14 protein-coding genes and 1 pseudogene are annotated in these 18,075 nt (G+C 66.8%); 8 read left to right on the forward strand and 7 right to left on the reverse strand.

All coding sequences use genetic code 11. From position 1 onward, the window contains the following. Window positions 1-275: 275 nt before the first annotated feature. Window positions 276-2,381: a phosphoglycerol transferase I gene (locus ACVOLJ_RS03150; RefSeq protein WP_481563443.1), complete on the reverse strand. Its 2,106-nt coding sequence runs from the start codon at window positions 2,379-2,381 to the stop codon at window positions 276-278. 264 nt (window positions 2,382-2,645) lie between these two features. Further along, window positions 2,646-4,292: pseudogene (locus ACVOLJ_RS03155) on the reverse strand (ABC1 kinase family protein); the annotation flags it as partial. A gap of 211 nt (window positions 4,293-4,503) precedes the next feature. Here ACVOLJ_RS03155 and ACVOLJ_RS03160 point away from each other — a divergent pair. Beyond that, window positions 4,504-5,430, forward strand: a complete 927-nt coding sequence (locus tag ACVOLJ_RS03160) for a DUF808 domain-containing protein (RefSeq protein WP_475278601.1) — start codon at window positions 4,504-4,506, stop codon at window positions 5,428-5,430. 98 nt (window positions 5,431-5,528) lie between these two features. On the opposite strand, the gene ACVOLJ_RS03165 is transcribed toward ACVOLJ_RS03160, so the two are convergent. Continuing rightward, window positions 5,529-7,070, reverse strand: a complete 1,542-nt coding sequence (locus ACVOLJ_RS03165) for a GGDEF domain-containing protein (protein WP_481563444.1) — start codon at window positions 7,068-7,070, stop codon at window positions 5,529-5,531. A 104-nt stretch (window positions 7,071-7,174) separates the two neighbouring features. On the opposite strand from ACVOLJ_RS03165, the gene ACVOLJ_RS03170 reads away from it, so the two are divergent. The 3 genes from ACVOLJ_RS03170 to ACVOLJ_RS03180 all read left to right on the forward strand — a co-directional run bounded on the left by ACVOLJ_RS03170 (window position 7,175) and on the right by ACVOLJ_RS03180 (window position 9,194). Continuing rightward, entirely contained in the window at window positions 7,175-7,810 is a 636-nt protein-coding gene (locus ACVOLJ_RS03170; protein ID WP_475278599.1) for a Rossmann-fold NAD(P)-binding domain-containing protein, read from the forward strand. Continuing rightward, entirely contained in the window at window positions 7,810-8,517 is a 708-nt protein-coding gene (locus tag ACVOLJ_RS03175; RefSeq protein WP_475278598.1) for a helix-turn-helix transcriptional regulator, read from the forward strand. The genes ACVOLJ_RS03170 and ACVOLJ_RS03175 overlap by 1 nt, the downstream gene beginning before the upstream one ends. 290 nt (window positions 8,518-8,807) lie before the next feature. After that, entirely contained in the window at window positions 8,808-9,194 is a 387-nt protein-coding gene (locus ACVOLJ_RS03180; RefSeq protein WP_481563445.1) for a VOC family protein, read from the forward strand. Between the two features lie 196 nt (window positions 9,195-9,390). Here the strand turns inward: ACVOLJ_RS03180 and ACVOLJ_RS03185 are convergent, their stop codons facing one another. The 4 genes from ACVOLJ_RS03185 to pdhA are packed head-to-tail and all read right to left on the reverse strand — an operon-like array spanning window position 9,391 to window position 13,264. Beyond that, window positions 9,391-10,770, reverse strand: coding sequence for a dihydrolipoamide acetyltransferase family protein (locus ACVOLJ_RS03185; RefSeq protein WP_481563446.1), 1,380 nt, complete (start codon window positions 10,768-10,770; stop codon window positions 9,391-9,393). After that, window positions 10,767-11,120 carry an SH3 domain-containing protein gene (locus ACVOLJ_RS03190; RefSeq protein WP_025874583.1) on the reverse strand — a complete coding sequence of 118 codons (354 nt, stop codon included), beginning with the start codon at window positions 11,118-11,120 and terminating at the stop codon, window positions 10,767-10,769. Before ACVOLJ_RS03190 ends, ACVOLJ_RS03185 begins: the two co-directional genes overlap by 4 nt. Before the next feature lies 1 nt (window position 11,121). Further along, complete coding sequence (locus ACVOLJ_RS03195) at window positions 11,122-12,189, reverse strand: alpha-ketoacid dehydrogenase subunit beta (protein ID WP_475278594.1); 1,068 nt, start codon at window positions 12,187-12,189, stop codon at window positions 11,122-11,124. After that, on the reverse strand, window positions 12,182-13,264 hold the full coding sequence (gene pdhA / locus ACVOLJ_RS03200) for a pyruvate dehydrogenase (acetyl-transferring) E1 component subunit alpha (protein ID WP_475278593.1): 1,083 nt from the start codon (window positions 13,262-13,264) through the stop codon (window positions 12,182-12,184). The genes ACVOLJ_RS03195 and pdhA overlap by 8 nt, the downstream gene beginning before the upstream one ends. Window positions 13,265-13,600: 336 nt before the next feature. On the opposite strand from pdhA, the gene ACVOLJ_RS03205 reads away from it, so the two are divergent. From ACVOLJ_RS03205 to ACVOLJ_RS03220, 4 genes are all read left to right on the forward strand, one after another. Further along, on the forward strand, window positions 13,601-14,476 hold the full coding sequence (locus ACVOLJ_RS03205) for a tryptophan 2,3-dioxygenase (RefSeq protein WP_475278592.1): 876 nt from the start codon (window positions 13,601-13,603) through the stop codon (window positions 14,474-14,476). 181 nt (window positions 14,477-14,657) lie between these two features. Beyond that, the gene (locus ACVOLJ_RS03210; RefSeq protein ID WP_475278591.1) at window positions 14,658-16,157 is read left to right on the forward strand and encodes a peptide MFS transporter; all 1,500 of its coding nucleotides are present in this window, start codon (window positions 14,658-14,660) and stop codon (window positions 16,155-16,157) included. Window positions 16,158-16,173: 16 nt separating this feature from the next. Then, window positions 16,174-16,782, forward strand: a complete 609-nt coding sequence (locus ACVOLJ_RS03215; RefSeq protein ID WP_481563447.1) for a thioredoxin family protein — start codon at window positions 16,174-16,176, stop codon at window positions 16,780-16,782. A 131-nt stretch (window positions 16,783-16,913) separates the two neighbouring features. Then, window positions 16,914-18,053, forward strand: a complete 1,140-nt coding sequence (locus ACVOLJ_RS03220; protein ID WP_481563448.1) for a hypothetical protein — start codon at window positions 16,914-16,916, stop codon at window positions 18,051-18,053. Window positions 18,054-18,075: the final 22 nt, after the last annotated feature.

Consider the following 18,075-nt stretch of genomic DNA (forward strand, 5'->3'; position numbering starts at 1 on the left):
TCAGCCGCATGGGCCCGAGGCATGCCTCGGGCGGGTTGGGCAGGACGCCCAACCCCGGTCTTGCCGTGTGCGCAGGAACGCGCACGCGAGCAAGCGGCTGCCAAGCCTACAGGGATGTACTTGCGGCGTCCCCGCACTCCGACACCGTCCCGCCAAACCGCGGAATGCCCGCCGTTGCTGTTGCTGTTGCCGTTGCTGTTGCTGTTGCTGTTGCTGTTGCTTGTGCTTCGGCTGTTGCCTCTGCAGGTGCAGGGCGCAGCCCTGCCGAAACAACCTTACCCCCGCGGTCGCCCGCGCGAGGGCACCAGCGCAAACGTATCCACCGCCAGCGTCTCGGCATGGTTCAACCACGCGCGGATCTCCAGATCGTCCACCGCGTGGTCCAGGCCGAAGGACACGTTGATCCTGCCGTCGGCATCGGGCTGCACCCACTGCTGGGCCAGCACCACTTTTCGCTGCGAGGAAACCGCTTCGATCCAGAAACCACGGTCCGGGCGGGTGCTGGTGGCCAGCTGCAGCATGTACTGGCCGGCGCGGGTGCGGCGACCCTTCTGGGTGATCATGTGCGCCTGGCGCACGCTCGGGCGGGGGCCGGGCTGGGTGTCCAACGGTGCATCCACATCGATGCCGCTGCGCAGCTGCCCGTCGCGGAACAGCTTGATGCCGTTGTCCCGGTTGACCAGCAGCGCACACCAGTCACCATCGGCCGAACCATCTTCGAACGCCGTGCAGCGATCAACATAGGCCAGCGTGTTGTCCGGATCGGCGTCGTCGAACTGGCGCGAGGTGTTTTCCAGGTACACCGACTTCAGGTCCCAATCCTTGTCGTACTCCAGCAGCACCGGCGGCTGCACGTGCTGCAGGCCGACCACCACCTGGTCATCGCCGTCGATCTTCAACTGTCGGGTCGGCTCGCCCAGCCACAGCGAGCGTGCAAAGGCCAGGTACTGCGGATAGTCGCGGCCACCCTCGCGGTGTGCGGCAACGCTGGCGCTGGGGGCACGCTGCGGGTCCAGCAGCGAGCGCCCGAAGCCCATCGTCTGCAGGGCCGGGTCCAGCAGGCTGAGCAGGGTCGCGCCGGAATCCAGGGTCGAACCGTCCTCTGCGGCCAGCTGGCGCGGGGCCACGCCATCGCCGAGGAACAGCAGCAGGTTCTCGCGCTTCTGCTTGGCCAGGATGTGGCTGAGATCATTGGGCATGGCCAGGTGATCGGATGCGATCACGATCAGCGTGTCCTTGCCGTACGGGCTGGCCTGGATGCGCTCGACCAGCTGCGAGATCAGGCGGTCGCTGCACTTGAGTGCATTGAGCAGGCCGATGTTGCCGTACTGGCTCTGGTAGCGCTCGCCCTTGCACGACACCGGCAGGTGCCCGGCCGGATGGTGCGTGTCCATCGTCAGGGTGGTCAGCATGAAGGGCGCGCCGGCGCGCGAGAGCTGCTCGAAGCGCTGGTAGGCGGTATCCAGCAGCACATCGTCGTGCACGCCCCATGCGGAGTAGTGAATGCGACCGATCTTCTTCTGCTGCTTGAACCACGCCAGGTCGTGCACTTCATCAAAACCGTGGCTTGCCAGGAACTGGCCCTTGCCGGCGAACTGGCCGTTGGCGCCGCCCAGGTAATGGTTGGTGTAGCCCTGCTGCTTCAGGTAATCGCCCAGGCACACGGCCTTGGGCAGGAAGCTGCCCATCCGGTCCATGCTGTTCTCATCACCCTGCGAGGTGGTCAGCGGCACGCCGCACATCGACGACACCAGGCCGGCGATGGTCCAGCCACTGCCTTCGGCCGAGGCCAGTCCGCGTACGTCCAGCGACTGCCCGGCCAAGCGATTGAGGTTGGGCATCAGGCCCGGAAATACCGTTTCATCCAGATAGGTGCGCTCCAGGCTTTCGCCATAGATCCACACCACATTGCGGGGACGCTGCAGGGCCTGCGTCGGCACCTGGTATTCCGGTGCGATGCGGGCAAAATCAACCGGGCGCAGCTGCTGGTACAGGCGCTGACCATCGCGGGCCAGCGGGCTGATCAGGATGGTTGCCACCCACACGGCAGCGAAACCGGCGAACCATGCACCGCCAGCACGCGGGCGGCGCCAGCGCTGCACCCGCGTGGCGAACAGTGGCAGCAGCGAGACCACCAGCAGCACGATGTAGCCGGCGATATAGCCCTTGAAGTCGGACACGCCCGCGCCTTCCATGTCCGCCCCCAGGTGATACAGGGTGGCGGCGTTGAGGCCATCGCCTGAAAGCTTGTCGATCAACCACCAGGTGCTCAGACCCAGCAGCAGGATCGAGAACAGGCTGGCCTTCCACCACACCCACTTTGCGGACGCGAGGAACAACCAGGACAGCAGCAACAGCGACAGCAGCAGAATCCAGAGCATAGGCAGCTTCGGCAGTGAAGGGTGGTGGTGATGGACGTCGTACCGACGCGTGTCCATCCGACCGACGCTGCCGCAAGCACACATGCATGACAGGCCGATGACCCGATAGTGCATGCACGAACCTGACTGAAATGTTTGTTCGAATCACGCGCGTGATATCACGTCGCGCTGGTAAATCCAGCGTGAAAACTCCCGCTGGATTGCATTAAAAACTGCATGAATACAGTAGATCCGCATCATGCACGGATGCATTTCCGACCGGCACTACCGGTGACCACGTTCCTCGCGCGCACGCGCACGCCGATCAAACAACAACGCACTGGTCACGATGCCAAGGCCCAGCACCACGCCGATCAACAGCAGTACCAGCGCGATGGCCGGATAGCCGAACACATGCCAGCCGGTATCGATCTTCATCATCAATGCCGCAGCCATGATCAGCGCCGCGCTGATGATGCCGGCGGCCACGCGGTTGGCGATCTTCTGCAGGTTTTCCATCAGGCGCGATTCTTCCAGCCCGGTCACCTTCATCTGCAGGCGGTTCTCGGCCAGCAGCGCCATGATGTCCGACAGCTTGCGTGGCCCATCGCGCAGCAGCTGCTGCACTTCCATCGCCTCGCTGGCCAGGTTTGCTGCTGACAGCGATTTCTTCAGGCGCGCGCGCATCACATGCTGCAGCTGGCGCTCGACGATGCGGCGGGTGTCCAGGTCCGGTGCCAGCAGCCTGCATACGGTCTCAAGGTTGAGCAGGGCCTTGCCCAGCAGGCTCAGTTCGGGCGGTGTCCGCAGCCCGCTGGAGGTGGCGATGCGCACCATGTCCAGCACCACGCGGCCTTCGGAAAAGTTGGCGCTGGCCGCATAGCGGGCAATCAGCTGGCCGGTCTCGCGCAGGTAGCGTTCTTCTTCGAAGGCCTCCAGCCGTGTGCTGATGCTGATCAGGTCATCGGCCACTTCCTCGCCGCGGCCATCGACCGCCGCGAACAGGATCTTCAACAGCCGCTCGCGCAGCCGTGGCGGCATGTGCGCGACCATGCCCAGGTCGAAGATCGCCAGTCGCCCGTCGGGCATCACCCGCAGGTTGCCCGGGTGTGGATCGGCATGGATTTCGCCATGCACGAAAATCTGGTCCAGATAGCCCCGGATCAGCGCGGCCGCCAATGGGTCCATCGCCTGTTCGGTACGGCGCACATCGGGAATCGCATCCACCCGCACGCCGCTGGCCAGTTCCATGGTCAGCACCCGATGGCTGCTGTAGTCCCACAGCGGCTGTGGAATCCACAGGCGGCGGAAGGGCTTGAGGTGGCGGCCGAAACGGGCCAGGTTTTCCGCTTCGGCGTGGTAGTCCAGCTCCTGCATCAGGGTCTTGGCGAACTCGTTGAGCCAGTCGCGCAGGCGCACGCGCCGGCCAACCTGGGTCAGGTGGTCGGCCGCCAGCGCAAAGCTGCGCAGCACTTCCAGATCCGAACGCAGCTGCGCGGCCACCTCGGGCTTCTGTACCTTTACCGCCACTTCGCGGCCGTCGTGCAGCACTGCCCGATGTACCTGTGCGATGGAGGCGCAGCCCAGCGGTTGCGCGTCGAATGCGGCGAACAGTTTGTTCACCGGTGCGCCCAGTTCCTGTTCGACAATGGCATGGATGCGCTCCACGGGGATCGGCGCGACCTTTTCCTGCATGCGCTCCAGTGCGGTGGCGAACTCCACCGGCACCATGTCGGGGCGTGTGGACAACATCTGCCCGAGTTTGACGAAGGTCGGTCCCAGGGCCTCCAGATCGGTGACGAACTGCTCCGGATTGCCATCGGCGGGCACGTCGCCATGGCTGCCGGCAGCATCCAGGTTCATGCCGGAAAACACGCCGGAGTGGCGATAGCGCATCAGCAGGCGAAGGATCTGGCTGCGCCGGTTCATGCCTTTGACCAGCGGGGGATTGCCTGGAACGGTGGGCGGACAGCTCAAGCGACACTCCTGTAGGCCCGACGGGCCACATGGCTGGCACCGGGCCATGCCCGGCGGATCGGATACCCGGCCAGTGTCGCCATGCCCGGGTAGGCACACGGTGAACCCGCTACGCAGCGGGCGCCGGATCGGTCAGAATCCGCTCATTCCCTTTCCTGGATTCCCCATGGCCGGTGCCAGCCTGTTTGCCCTGCTCGACGATATCGCCTCACTGCTGGACGACGTGTCAGTGCTGACCAAGGTCGCCGCCAAGAAGACCGCTGGCGTGCTGGGCGACGACCTGGCACTGAATGCGCAGCAGGTGACCGGCGTCAGCGCCAACCGGGAATTGCCGGTGGTGTGGGCCGTTGCGAAGGGCTCGCTGGTCAACAAGGTGATCCTGGTGCCTGCCGCGCTGGCCATCAGTGCGCTGGAGGCGTGGATGCACAGCCGCGGCTGGAACGTGCCGCTGATCGTGCCGCTGATGATGATCGGTGGTGCCTTCCTGTGCTTTGAAGGCGTGGAGAAGCTGGCCCACCGTTTCCTGCATTCGCCTGACGAGGACGCCCAGCACCAGGCCGAGCGTCGCCAGGCGCTGGCCAACGAGCAGGTGGACATGGTCGCCTGGGAAAAGGACAAGGTGAAAGGTGCGATCCGTACCGACTTCATCCTCTCGGCCGAGATCATCGTGCTGTCGCTGGGCGTGGTGGCAACGGCGTCGTTCACCAACCAGATCACCACGCTGGTGGTGATCGCGCTGGCGATGACGGTCTTCGTCTACGGCCTGGTGGCGGGCATCGTCAAGCTGGACGATCTGGGCCTGTACCTGTCGCGCAAGGGCGCTGCGCTGGCCGCGATCGGCCGCGGGCTGCTGGTATCGGCGCCGTGGTTGATGAAGTTCCTGTCGGTGGCGGGCACGGCCGCGATGTTCCTGGTCGGCGGCGGCATCCTGGTGCACAACGTGCCGGCGCTGCATCACGCGGTGCAGGCGATGGGGGGCGAAGGCCAATGGGGCTGGCTGGTGAGCGCGCTGGGCAACATGGTGGTCGGCATCATCGCCGGTGCGATCGTGCTGGCGGTGGTGACCGGCGTACAGAAGCTGCGCGGGAAGTAAACGGCGGCCTTTGACCGGTAGAGGTCGACCTTGGTCGGCGCTTTGTTTCCCGCGCGTGCCAGGCGAGGGTAGCGCCGGGCCATGCCCGGCGGACCGCCTCAGCCCGCGTGCACCCGGTTCTTGCCTTCGCGCTTGGCCACATACAGCGCATCGTCGGCGCGGCGCAGCAGGGCTTCGGCATCATCACCGGGCTGCCATTGCGCCAGGCCAGCGCTGAAATGAACCGGCACGCGCCGGTCCTGCACGGTCAGTACGCGGTGCGCCAACGAACGTTGCAGGCGCTGCACGGTGGCCATGCTGTCCGCGCCCGGGGTTTCCGGCAGCACCAGCACGAATTCGTCCCCGCCCAGCCGAGCGATGCCATCGGTGGCACGCAGCAGCAGCTTGCACACCGCTACCAGGTGCTGCAGCAGCGCATCGCCACCGGCATGGCCATGGGTGTCGTTGGTCTGATGGAAATCATCCAGATCAATCATCGCCACGCCCAGTGGCGCGTTGTGGCGTGCGGCGCGGGCCAGTTCACGCTGCAGCAGTTCGTCCAGGCCACGGCGGTTCAGTGCCTGTGTCAGCGGGTCGATGCGGGCCAGGTCGCCGGCCGCGCGCAGATCCTGTTCCAGCTGGTTGATGCGCTGTTCGGCGCGTTCCACTTCCTGCCGCGCGCTGGCCAGGTGATCGCGCGCCTGCGCGGCCTGCTGCTGCACCTTGCCGGTGTCCTGCATCACTTCCTGCAGCAGATGGTTGAGGTCGGCGATGCTGCGTGCTTCGCGCAGCTGCAGCGCGTAGCTGCCGATGCGGTCGTGGTACTCGCCGGTGCTGGCTGCCATGCCGTCCATGCGTTCGATGAACTCGCCCATCAAGCCGCGCATGGCAGCCTTTGAATCATCGATGCCTTGCCGCAGCAGGCCCTGCTTGTAGATCACCTCGCGCAGCTCGGCACGGGTGCGCTCGACCGATTCGGCCTCCAGCGGCCCGGCCAGCAACTGGCGCACGGCCGCAATCTGGCCCTGCAGCCAACTGCGGTCGTCCAGCAGTTCACTCACGTTTTCCAGCAGCAGCGCGAATAGCTCCAGCAGCAGCGCCTGCTGTTCCTGCCAGCTTTCCGCACGCACGCCAATCTGGTGGCCGAGCTCGCGCACGCCCTGTTCGATCGGTTCCAGCGCGGCACCGGGCTGCCATTGGCGCAAGCGTCCGGCCAGCGCCTGTGCCTGTTCGCGCAGGTCGGGGTCGTGCTGCAGCAGGGCGACCACCGCGCCGCCCAGCAGCAACCGCAGCTGCTCGGACAGGCGCAGGCTGTCGGGCTGCCCGTCGGGCGAGTGCTGCTCGATGGTGCGGATGTACTTGTCGATCAATTGCCGCATGGCCCGGCCATAGCGCGGCCAGTCGGCGCTGGCCTGCGCCGACTGCAGGCGGTCGCCCATGTCGCCCAGCTCGCCGGGCAGGGTGGCCATGCCATTGGCGAATGCGGCCAGCAGCGGCTCCGGTGCATCGGCGCCCGCGAACAGCTGCTGCAGCGCCACGCCGCCGCCGCCCTGCAGCACCACCCGGTCGCCGTGCCCGTCGTCAACCACGGCGCGCACGCGTGCCAGTGGCCCGAGGGCGGTACCGGGGGCGGTGGGGCGAGGGTCGGGCTGGTCCGTCATGGAACGAATCCTGGGCTGGCAGGGGGCTGGTCACAGCATATCGGCGCAACGGCCGGCGGCTTGAACGCTAGGATGGGCGACAGAATGCCGGAGTGGAGGTGGTGATGCGCGTGATGTTGCTGGGGGCAACCGGCCTGGTGGGCGGACAGGCGCTGTCGATGCTGCTGGACGACCCGCGCTGCAGCGCGGTGGTCGCGCCCAGCCGCCGTGCGCTGGCCGTGCAGCACGCCAGGCTCGACAACCCGGTGCTGGCCTTCGATGCGCTGCCCACCCGGCCGGAATGGGCAGCGGTGGACGCCGTGGTCTGTGCCTTGGGCAGCACCATCGCCCAGGCCGGCAGCCGCGAGGCCTTCCACCGCATCGACCACGACTACCCGCTGGCCTTCGCGCGCCTGGCGCAGGCACAGGGTGCGCAGGCCTACGCGCTGAACTCCGCTGCGGGAGCCAACCCCCGGTCGTCGATCTACTACAGCCGGGTGAAGGGCGAACTGGAACGCGATCTGCGTGCACTGGGTTTCGCGTCGTTGACGCTGGTGCGTCCGGGACTGATCGGTGGTGAACGCCAGCAGGTCCGCCGTGGCGAGCACTTCGCACTGACGGTGCTGGGCGCACTGGGGCCGGTGCTGCCGCGCGGGTGGCGGATCAATCCAGCACCGGTGATTGCCCGCGCGCTGGTGGAGGCGGCGCTGGCGGCGCAGCCGGGCGAGCACGTGGTGCCGTCGCGCGATCTGGTCGGCTGATGTCGCGCGCGTTGCGCCTGAATCAGTTGCTGCAGATGCTGCGCCGCCACCGCCGGCCGGTGGCCGGACAGGCGCTGGCCGTGGAACTGGGCATCAGCCTGCGCACGCTGTACCGCGATATCGAGACCCTGCGCGAGCAGGGTGCTGATCTGCGCGGCGAGGCCGGTGTCGGCTATCTGCTGGTGCCGGGCGACACCTTGCCGCCGATGAACCTGCCAGCGGCCGAGATCGATGCGCTGGTGTTGGGCCTGCGCTGGGTGGCGGCGCGCACCGAACCGGCACTGGCCGAGGCGGCGCGTGATGCGCTGGCGCGCATCGCGCACGTGTTGCCTGCCGCGCGCCGCGAGGCTTTGCGTGACAGCGGCCTACGCGTGGGTCCTTCGCGTGCGGCGGCCAAGGTGCCGGCCGCGCGACTGCAGGCCGTGCGTGAAGCGGTCAGTGCACAGCGGCGCTTGCGCTTCGGCTACGAGGATGCGCAGGGCCAACGCAGCGAACGCATCGTCTGGCCGTTCGCGCTGGGCTACTTCGATGAAGTGCCGATGCTGGCAGCATGGTGCGAGAGCCGCGAGGACTTCCGCCATTTCCGGCTGGACCGCATCCGCCAGGTGCGCGCGCTGGAGGATCGCTACCTGGTGCCGCGTGCCACTCTGTTGCGGCGCTGGCAGAAGGCGCAGGGCATCGCACCGGACTGGCTGGACCGTTCGTAGCGCCGAATTTGCTCGCCTGCTTCCGCGCTTCGCATCCGGCTCCTGATGGGATGGGTTGGCGGCCTTTGCTCTCTGCTTCTGGTAGGGGGCGAGCTTGCTCGACCGCCTTTGATCTTCGCGAACAGCAGTCGAGCAAGCTCGACCTCTACCAAGGCAGGGGCAACAGCAGTCGAGCAAGCTCGACTTCTACCAAGGCAGGGGCAACAGCAGTCGAGCAAGCTCGACGCTACTGACAGAATCTGTCAGCAGGGCCGTACCACCATGAACGCTCCCAACAACGGAGCTTGCCCATGTTCACGCCCAGCACCCTGCTGCAATACGTACGCGACGTCGCCGCCAGCGCCGCCTTCTACAGCGGCATTCTCGGCAAGCCGCCGGTCGAGCAGTCGCCCGGCTTCGCCCTGTTCCTGCTTGGCGACGGCGCCGCACTCGGCCTGTGGCAGCGCGATGACGTGCAGCCGCCGGTGTCCGCGCAGGCCGGCGCCGCCGAGCTGGCGATGGTGGTCGCCAACCCCGAGACCGTGCAGCAGATGCACGATGCGTGGCACGCACTCGGCGTGCAGATCCAGCAGGCGCCAGTGACGCTGGAGTTCGGCCACACCTTCGTTGGTGCTGATCCCGATGGCCACCGCCTGCGTGTGTACAGCCGTGCCGAGGGTCTGGTCGCGCGCGATTGATCCAGACATTTTGTATGGCCGAGCCCAAGCCCGGCTTGCTTCATGCCTTCATCCACGCATGGCGTGGATCTACTGGAAAGCAGCCGGGCATGGCTCGGTTCTACAGTGGAGCAGACACAAAAACGCCGGGCAGTGCCCGGCATTTTCTTCCAATGTGTGCCAACCAACGGTTGGCACCCACCGATCAGGTGGGCGATCAGCTGGCCAGCGCCAGGTCGTCCATCATCGCGCGCAGGAAGCGGGCCGCTTCGCCGCCGGTGGCCGCACGGTGGTCGAAGGTGACCGACAGCGGGATCACCTTGTGCGCTTCCACGCCGCCCATCACCGGGGTCATCTGGTGGCGGGCGCGGCCGGCACCGACGATGGCCACGCACGGCGGCACCACGACCGGGGTCGCGTAGCGGCCGGCGAACATGCCGAAGTTGGACAGCGAGATGGTGTAGCCACTCAGTTCCGAGGCGGCGATCGAACGCGATTCCACCTGCTCGCGCAGGCGGTTGACGCCTTCGCGGATGCCGCGTGCATCGAGCATGTCGGCATTGCGCAGTGCCGGCACGAACAGGCCGTCGTCGGTGTCCACGGCGATGCCGATGTCCACCTGCGCGTGCAGGGTGCGGGTCAGTGCTTCGCCGTCGAACCAGGCGTTCATCGCCGGCACCTTCTGCGCGGCCACCACGATCGAGCGCACCAGGCGCGCGGTGACGTCGTTGCCCGGCAGCCAGGCGTGGATGTCGGCGTCGTCGTTCAGCGTGGTCGGAACCACCTTGCTGTGTGCATCGGCCATCACGCGGGCCATGTTGCGGCGCACGCCCTTCAGCGGTTCCGGCTGGCCCTTGGCGACCACGCCCGGCGGCTGGGTACGCATCGGCTTGCCAGCGGCGGACAGCGGAGTACGCGCGTCGCTCTGCACCGCAGCCGGTGCGGCCACCTGTGCCGGAGCCGGTGCAGCAACCGCGGCCGCAGCCGGAGCCGCACCGATCTTCGCACTGCCATCGGCAGCGGCCTGCTTGACGTCGGCCATGGTCACTGCGCCGTCGGTGCCGGTGGCACGCACGCGGCTCAGATCGACGCCCAGCTTGCGCGCGGTGGCGCGTACCGCCGGCACGGCCTTGACGCCACCAACGGCCAGCGCCTGTTCGGCGTGCACGGCATTGGAGCTCTGCATCGCGCCCACCACGGTGCCGGCGTCATCGCGCTCGGCGGCAGCAGGCTTGGTTTCTTCGGCAGCGACCGCTGCGGCCGGCAGCGGCGGCGGGCTCGGCGCAGCCGCCGGTGCGGCATGGCCGTGGCTATGGCCGGTGTCCTGGCCATCGGCACGCTGCGGCAGGTTCGGGTCCAGCGCGAAGCTGGCCAGCACCGAACCGGTGGGGATGATGTCACCGGCTGCGCCGGAGAGCTTCAGCACCGTCCCGGAGAACGGGGAGGGCACTTCGACGACGGCCTTGGCGGTTTCCATCGACACCAGCGGGGCGTCCAGCATGATCACATCGCCTTCCTTGACGAACCATTCAACGATGGTTGCGTCGGGCAGGCCTTCGCCCAGGTCGGGCAGGTTGAAGTTCTTGGTCTGGCTCATTTGCAGTTCTCTTCCAGCAGTTCCAGTTCGCGGGCCGGCAGCCAACCCGTCGCGCCATTGGCGCGCTCGGACCACCACCACCCACCGTGTTCGTGATGAAGCTTGACCATCTCGCCGTTCTCCACATCCAGCTCGCGGGCGTCATAATCGCGCAGGGCTTCTGCGCGGCCATCGTCCAACAGCTGCAACCACGCTACCGGTGCCCAGCCGGCACGCCCATCGCTGGTGCGTACCCAGGCAAACGCCGGCCATTCCTCGTCACGTACACCCACTTCGACGATCTGGCCGGTGCGGAACCGGAGCGGATTGGGATACTGGCTGCGGTAAGCCCCGAGAAGGCGGGCCCGCATGTCAGCCTGCCGCCACCGCGCGCTTGGCCGCCGCCACGATCCGCTCAACGCTGGGCAGGTACTTCATTTCCAGGCGGAACAGCGGAATGTGGGTGTCGTAGCCGGTGACACGCTCGACCGGGGCCAGCAGGTCGTAGATCGATTCCTCGGCCAGGCGGGCAGCGATTTCCGCGCCGAAGCCCGCGGTCTTGGGAGCCTCCTGCACGATCACGCAGCGGCCGGTCTTGGCCACCGATTCGGCGATGGTGGCGAAGTCCAGCGGACGCAGCGTGGCCACGTCGATGACTTCGGCACTGATGCCTTCACCGGCCAGCTTGTCGGCCGCTTCCAGCGCTTCCTTCACCTGTGCGCCCCAGGTCACCAGGGTCACGTCGGTGCCGTCGCGCAGCACGAAGCAGACATCCAGCGGCAAGGCTTCGCCGTCGTTGACGACCACTTCCTTGTACTGGCGGTAGATGCGCTTGGGTTCCATGTAGATCACCGGATCCGGTTCGCGGATCGCGGCCAGCAGCAGGCCGTAGGCACGCTGCGGCGAGGACGGCAGCACCACGCGCAGGCCCGGCACGTTGGTGAAGATCGCCTCGTTGGCTTCGCTGTGGTGTTCCGGCGCACGGATGCCGCCGCCCCACGGCACGCGCAGCACCATCGGGCAGTGCAGGCGGCCACGCGTGCGGTAACGCAGGCGTGCAGCGTGGCAGATGATGTGGTCCACCATCGGGTACATGAAGCCATCGAACTGGGCTTCGGCCACCGGCTTCATGCCCTGTGCGGCAAGGCCGATCGTCAGGCCGGCGATGGTGGTTTCATCCAGCGGCGTGTCGAGGATGCGGTCATCGCCGAAGCGCTGCTGCAGGCCGGCGGTAGCGCGGAACACGCCACCGTTGACGCCGACGTCCTCGCCCAGCACCAGCACCGACGGGTCGTGCTCCAGCTCCCAGGCCAGCGCCTGGGTGATGGCTTCGATGAGGGTGATCGGGGTGTCGGTCATGATCTGTTCTCCGCGCGCGACGGCGGCGCTGTCGGCGGCGTTGGTGTGCGCGCTGGGCGCGCCGTTCTTGATCTCATCCATTGCGCTGCTCCAGGGCAATCGCCTGGGCGCGCTGGGCCAGCAGGTCCTGCGGCGGATCGGCATAGAGGAAATCGAACATCGCCTCGACCGGCTGCACCGGCGTGTTGAGGTAGAGGTTCACTTCCTCGTCCACGCGCTTGCCGCACTCGGCAGTCCACGCCGCTTCCTCTTCCTCGCTCCACACACCGGCATTGGTCAGGTACTTGCGCAGGCGCAGCATCGGCTCGCGCAGCCAGGCGTCCTTCACTTCGGCGTCGTCGCGGTAGCGGCGGGCGTCATCGGCGGTGGTGTGGTCGGACAGGCGGTAGGTCATCAGTTCCAGCACGGTGCCGCCATCGCCAGCCAGCGCGCGCTCGCGTGCCTGCAGCATGGCCGCCATCACCGCGATCAGGTCGTTGCCGTCCACCTGCAGGCAGTGCAGGCCGCCGGCCAGGCCCTTCTGTGCCAGCGTCTCGGCACCGGTCTGGGCCGAACGCGGAACCGAGATGGCCCAGCCGTTGTTGACGATGCACAGGATCAGCGGCAGCTTGTAGGCGCCGGCCGAGTTCAGTGCCGCGTAGAAATCGGTCTTGGAACTGCCACCGTCGCCACACACGGCCACGGCGATCTGCTGTTCCTTGTTGAGCTTGAACTTCAGCGCTGCGCCGGCCGCATGCAGGCACTGGGTGGAAATCGGCACGCAGAACGGGAAGTCCTTGGCGGCGTTGCCGCCGTAGTCGTTGCCGCGCTCGTCGCCGCCCCAGTACATCAGCACGTCGTGCGGGCGCACGCCACGCATGAACATGGCGCCGTACTCGCGGTAGGACGGTGCGAACACATCGTCCTTCTGCATCGACGCGCCGATGCCCACGTGCGCGGCTTCGTGACCCAGGCAGGCGGCATAGGTGCCCAGCTTGCCGGTGCGCTGCAGCGCGATCGACTTGCCGTCGAACACGCGCACGAACAGCATCTGCTTGAACATCGGCAGCAGTGCGCGCGGATCGCGCAGGGCTTCGGGCAGATCATTGCGGACGAGCGTGCCGTCCGTGTCCAGATACTGCAGGTATTCGATCTTGAACTCAGCGGCAACCGTCATTGCGTACTGCACCTTCGACAGAGAAGTTACAAATGATATGAATCGCCATGTTAAGGAATGCGTACGGGAAAGCCGTCCTGCGGCGCAGCACGAATGCTCCCCTTTGTACGCCCTTCCTGGCGCACGATGCCAATAACTTCAACGTATTCAGCCATTGCTGCAAAGCATCACAGGCCGTCCGGGGCTGAGCGCCAGTAGAACGGGGCAAACGGTTCCACGCGCAAGCGGGGCCCGCAGGCGCGATCCACAGCCCGACCGCACGGCCCGGTACGGTGCTCGCGGCTGCCAGCATGGCGGCAACGCGCTACCCTTGCCGCCCCCGATCTGGTCCCGCCCATGTCCGTCGACAACAACCAACGCGATCTCGAAGCCGGCATCCACACCGATCTGCAGGGGCGGCTGACCTACGGCGGCTACCTGCGGCTGGACCAGCTGCTCAGCGCGCAGCAGCCGCTGTCCAACCCGCCGCACCACGACGAGATGCTCTTCATCATCCAGCACCAGACCTCCGAGCTGTGGCTGAAGCTGCTGGGTCACGAACTGGGCGCGGCCATCGGCTTCCTGCAGCGCGACGAGGTCTGGCAGTGCCGCAAGGTGCTGGCGCGCAGCAAGCAGGTGCTGCGCCAGCTGACCGAACAGTGGTCGGTGCTGGAAACGCTCACCCCGTCCGAGTACATGGGCTTCCGCGACGTGCTCGGCCCGTCCTCGGGCTTCCAGTCGCTGCAGTACCGCTACATCGAGTTCCTGCTGGGCAACAAGAACGCGCAGATGCTGCAGGTGTTCGAGCACGACACGGCCGGGCAGGCGCAGCTGCGCACCGTGCTGGAAGCGCCGAGCCTGTACGAGGAGTTCCTGAAGTACCTGGCCCGCTTCGGCCACGCCGTCCCGGCGGTGTATGACGCGCACGACTGGACCCAGCCGCATGTGTCCGACGATGCGCTGCAGCCGGTGTTCGAACGCATCTACCAGGATACCGACCGCTACTGGCGTGAATACTCGCTGTGCGAGGACCTGGTGGATCTGGAAACCGCCTTCCAGCTGTGGCGATTCCGCCACATGCGCACCGTGATGCGGGTGATCGGCTTCAAGCGCGGCACCGGCGGCTCTTCCGGCGTCGGCTTCCTGGCCAAGGCACTGGAACTGACCTTCTTCCCCGAACTGTTCCAGGTGCGCACCAGCCTGCAGGTCGCACCCCCGGCCGACCCGGCCTGACTCCCCAATTCAGCTTGGCCGCCGGCCCCGGTTTGATTGTTTCAGATGCAAGTTCAGCGAGCAGGCCGCCACCTGCCTCAAACGGCGTGTATTTGACGTGAACGCCGAAAGTCGGTGATCCTCGCGCGTTGCTTCAGCGCACACCGGACGTGCCACCCATCCACCGAACCAGGAATTCCGCATGAGCGTAAACGCCACTGCGAACACCCCAGAGCCGGCTGTGCCGGACTTCAAGACCATGATGGGCCACCCGCGTCCGTTGTGGATGCTGTTCATGACCGAGTTCTGGGAACGCTTTGCGTTCTATGGCATCCGCTGGGCCTTGGTGCTGTACATCGTCGCCCAGTTCCGCGACGGCAACGCCGCCGGTGAAGGCGACGCCAGTCGCATCTACGGCGCCTATCTGGCGCTGGTGTACGCCGCAGCGATCTTCGGTGGCTATGTGGCCGACCGGGTGCTGGGTTACCAGCGGTCCATCCTGACCGGCGCGGTCATCATGGCCGCCGGCCTGTTCATGATCGCGTTGCCGCAGGAGCACATCTTCAAGCTCGGCCTGGCTACGATCATCGTCGGCAACGGCATGTTCAAGCCGAACATCTCCACCATGGTCGGCAAGCTGTACGGCCTGAAGGATGAGCGCCGCGACTCGGGCTTCACCATCTTCTACATGGGCATCAACATCGGCGCGATGATCGCCCCGGTGCTGACCGAGTACCTGGCCCGCAAGGTCTTCGGCACCTCGGAAATGCCGTCCTACAAGGTGGTGTTCATCGCCTCCGGCGTGGGCATGCTGGTCAGCCTGGTGTGGTTCTACATCGGTCGCGCCGGCCTGAAGGGCATCGGTGCGCCGCCGGCCGGTGCCGAAGGCTTCGGCCGCGTCGTCATGGTGCTGGTGGGCTCGCTGTTCGCCATTCCGGTGGCCTACTTCCTGCTGGCCACCGGCGCCACCGCACTGGCCTGGATCCTCGGCGTGATGTTCGCCGCGCTGGCCGTGCTGCTGCTGGTGGAAGGCATCCGCGAGGGCAAGGTGCAGCGCGACCGCGTGATCGCCATGCTGATCATCTTCGCCTTCAACGTGATGTTCTGGATGTTCTTCGAACAGGCCGGCAGTTCCTTCACCTTCCTGGCCGAGAACATCGTCAACCGCCAGATGGGTGAGTGGACCTTCCCGACCGCCTGGTTCCAGTCGGTCAACTCGGTGGCCATCATCACCCTGGCGCCGATCATCGCCTGGATCTGGGTGGCCCTGGGCCGCGCCAATCCGTCCATCCCGCGCAAGTTCGGCCTCGGCCTGCTGTTCAACGGCGCCGCGTTCGCGCTGCTGATGTTCGCACTGTCGACCATGGTGGTGGACGGCAAGATCCCGTTCTGGACCCTGTTCATGGTCTACGTCATCCAGTCCGTCGGTGAGCTGTGCCTGTCGCCGATCGGCCTGTCGATGGTGACCAAGCTGGCCCCGGTGCGCCTGGTCGGCTTCGGCATGGGCGGCTGGTTCCTGTCCACCGGCATCGGCAACAACCTGTCGGGCATCTTCGCCGGTGCCGTCAGTGGTGAAGGCGGCATGACGATCGAATCGGCACTGAAGGGGTATACCTTCGGGTTCTGGGCCTTGATCGGTTCGGGTGTGGTGCTGTTCCTGGTCGCCCCGCTGATCAACAAGCTGATGCACGGCGTGAAGTAATGAGAGGGTAGTGGGCATGCGTACAGCGTTCGGTGGTGCAGTGGTGGCAGTGGTGTGTGCGGCGCTGATCGGCGCCTGTTCGCAGCCTCAACCTCCCGCGGCCCCCGCGCCCACGCAGCCCCTTGATACCCGTCCCACCGAGCCACCGGTCGCTGACCCCAGCGAACCGGTGGCCTCGGGCAACACCCCGGCGGCGGCCGACATCGCCGCCATCGCGGGGCTGGGCGCGCAGTTCGACCCGGCCCGCAACCCTGCCGCCGACCTGGAAAGTGCCAAGGTCGAAGCCCAGCGGGGCAACAAGCGGATCATCCTGGAAGTGGGCAATACGGCCTGCGAGCCCTGCCATCTGCTGGATGAAACCGTGGAAGGCAACGGCGACCTGCGCCGCTTCCGCGATGCCCACTATGTGTGGATGAAGGTCAACGACAGTGCCGAGAACGCCAACGCGGACTTCCTCCGCCAGTTCCCGCAGATACAGGGCGAACACCCTCACCTGCTGGTGCTGGATGCCGACGGTACCCTGCTGGCGCCGCAGCCTGTCGACGTGCTGCGCAAAGGCAATGCCTACCCGGTCGCGCGCGTGATGGCCTTCCTCAAGCAATGGGCATCGCCAACGGCACGGTAGCGCCGGGCCGTGCCCGGCGGCTTCTCCGATCCACCACGCGCGGCGCCGATCTACAGATCACGCCTCTACGGCCGCTAACGGCAAGGACGTCAGTCGACAGGAACGTCGACTCTCTACCTTCCGGAGCGCCCATGCACAGCGACCACGCCGAACGCCTGCCCGAACCTGCCAGCGACCTGGCCGACGCCGTGGCGCCCGAGGGTGTGAGCCTGCCGCCGCAGGAATCCCTGCTGGATGACGCTGGCACCGGCGAAGACACCCTCGACCTGGCCCCGCCCCGCCATCGGCTGCCGCAGATTGCCTTGCCCGACAACGTGGTGCTGAAAGGCGCGGTGCAGAAACTGGTGGAACAGAAATCGCGCCTGGATCGTATCGCCGCCGAAGGCCAGCTGGCCGCGCTGTTGCCGCCGGAATGGCACGGCAACGGCGTACGCGCCATCGACCTGTCCAGTTTCGTGCAGGGCGTGCTGCCGTTCCTGCAGCCCGGCGAACGCGGCGAAACCGCGCCCGCGCGTCTTCCCGTGCGCCATGTGCTCGGCGACGACAGCCGTTGGGGGCTGGGCGACGTACCCGAACCGAAATCGCTGGCGTGGTACCTGGCCAGCGATGACCGTGCCAGCGCTGGCAGCAAGGACGTCGCCGAGGCCTATCTGGTCGGCGCACTCGGTCTTGCCTGGATGCAGGAGGGGCGCAGCCGTCCCGGTTTCCTGCGTGCGATGGACCAGGACAGCCTGGCCGCGCGGGTCACCATGCTCGGTTACCCGCCGCCGGGCGAACTGGCCTTGTACAGCGTGACCGCACATGGCCAGCCGCAGATCTGGTGCGTGCACGGTCGCCGGCGCCTGCGCCCACTGGTGGCGCCGTGGTTGAGCGTGCCGTTGCTGACGGCCTACAGCGTACCGTCGCCGGTGGCCTGGCCCGCCAGCTACCCACCGGTTGAAGCCGTGGCCGAAGCGATTGCTGCCGCGCGCCCGGGCAAGCTGGTGCCGGAAGTGGATCTTGGCAAGCTCGTGGCGAAGATCGCAGAAGATGCTTCGTCCGAGCAATGGCAGCCGGTCAGCCTGCTGCAGCTCAACACCTGGTCGCCACGCTGGACCTTCTTCCTCGGCTGCTTCATCGGCCTGCCTTCGCTGCTGCTGGTGACCGCAGCGCTGGCGTTGCCGGGTGCAGTGGAAGCGGCAACCGTCGCGGCTTCACTGGGGTTTGCCGGTGGCGCCATTGGTGCGCTGGCGGTGCCGTGGATCCACGCGCGGCGCAAGCATCTGAGCTGAGCGCGAGGCTCGCCTGCGCATG

This window comes from Stenotrophomonas sp. STEN046, assembly GCF_056759755.1.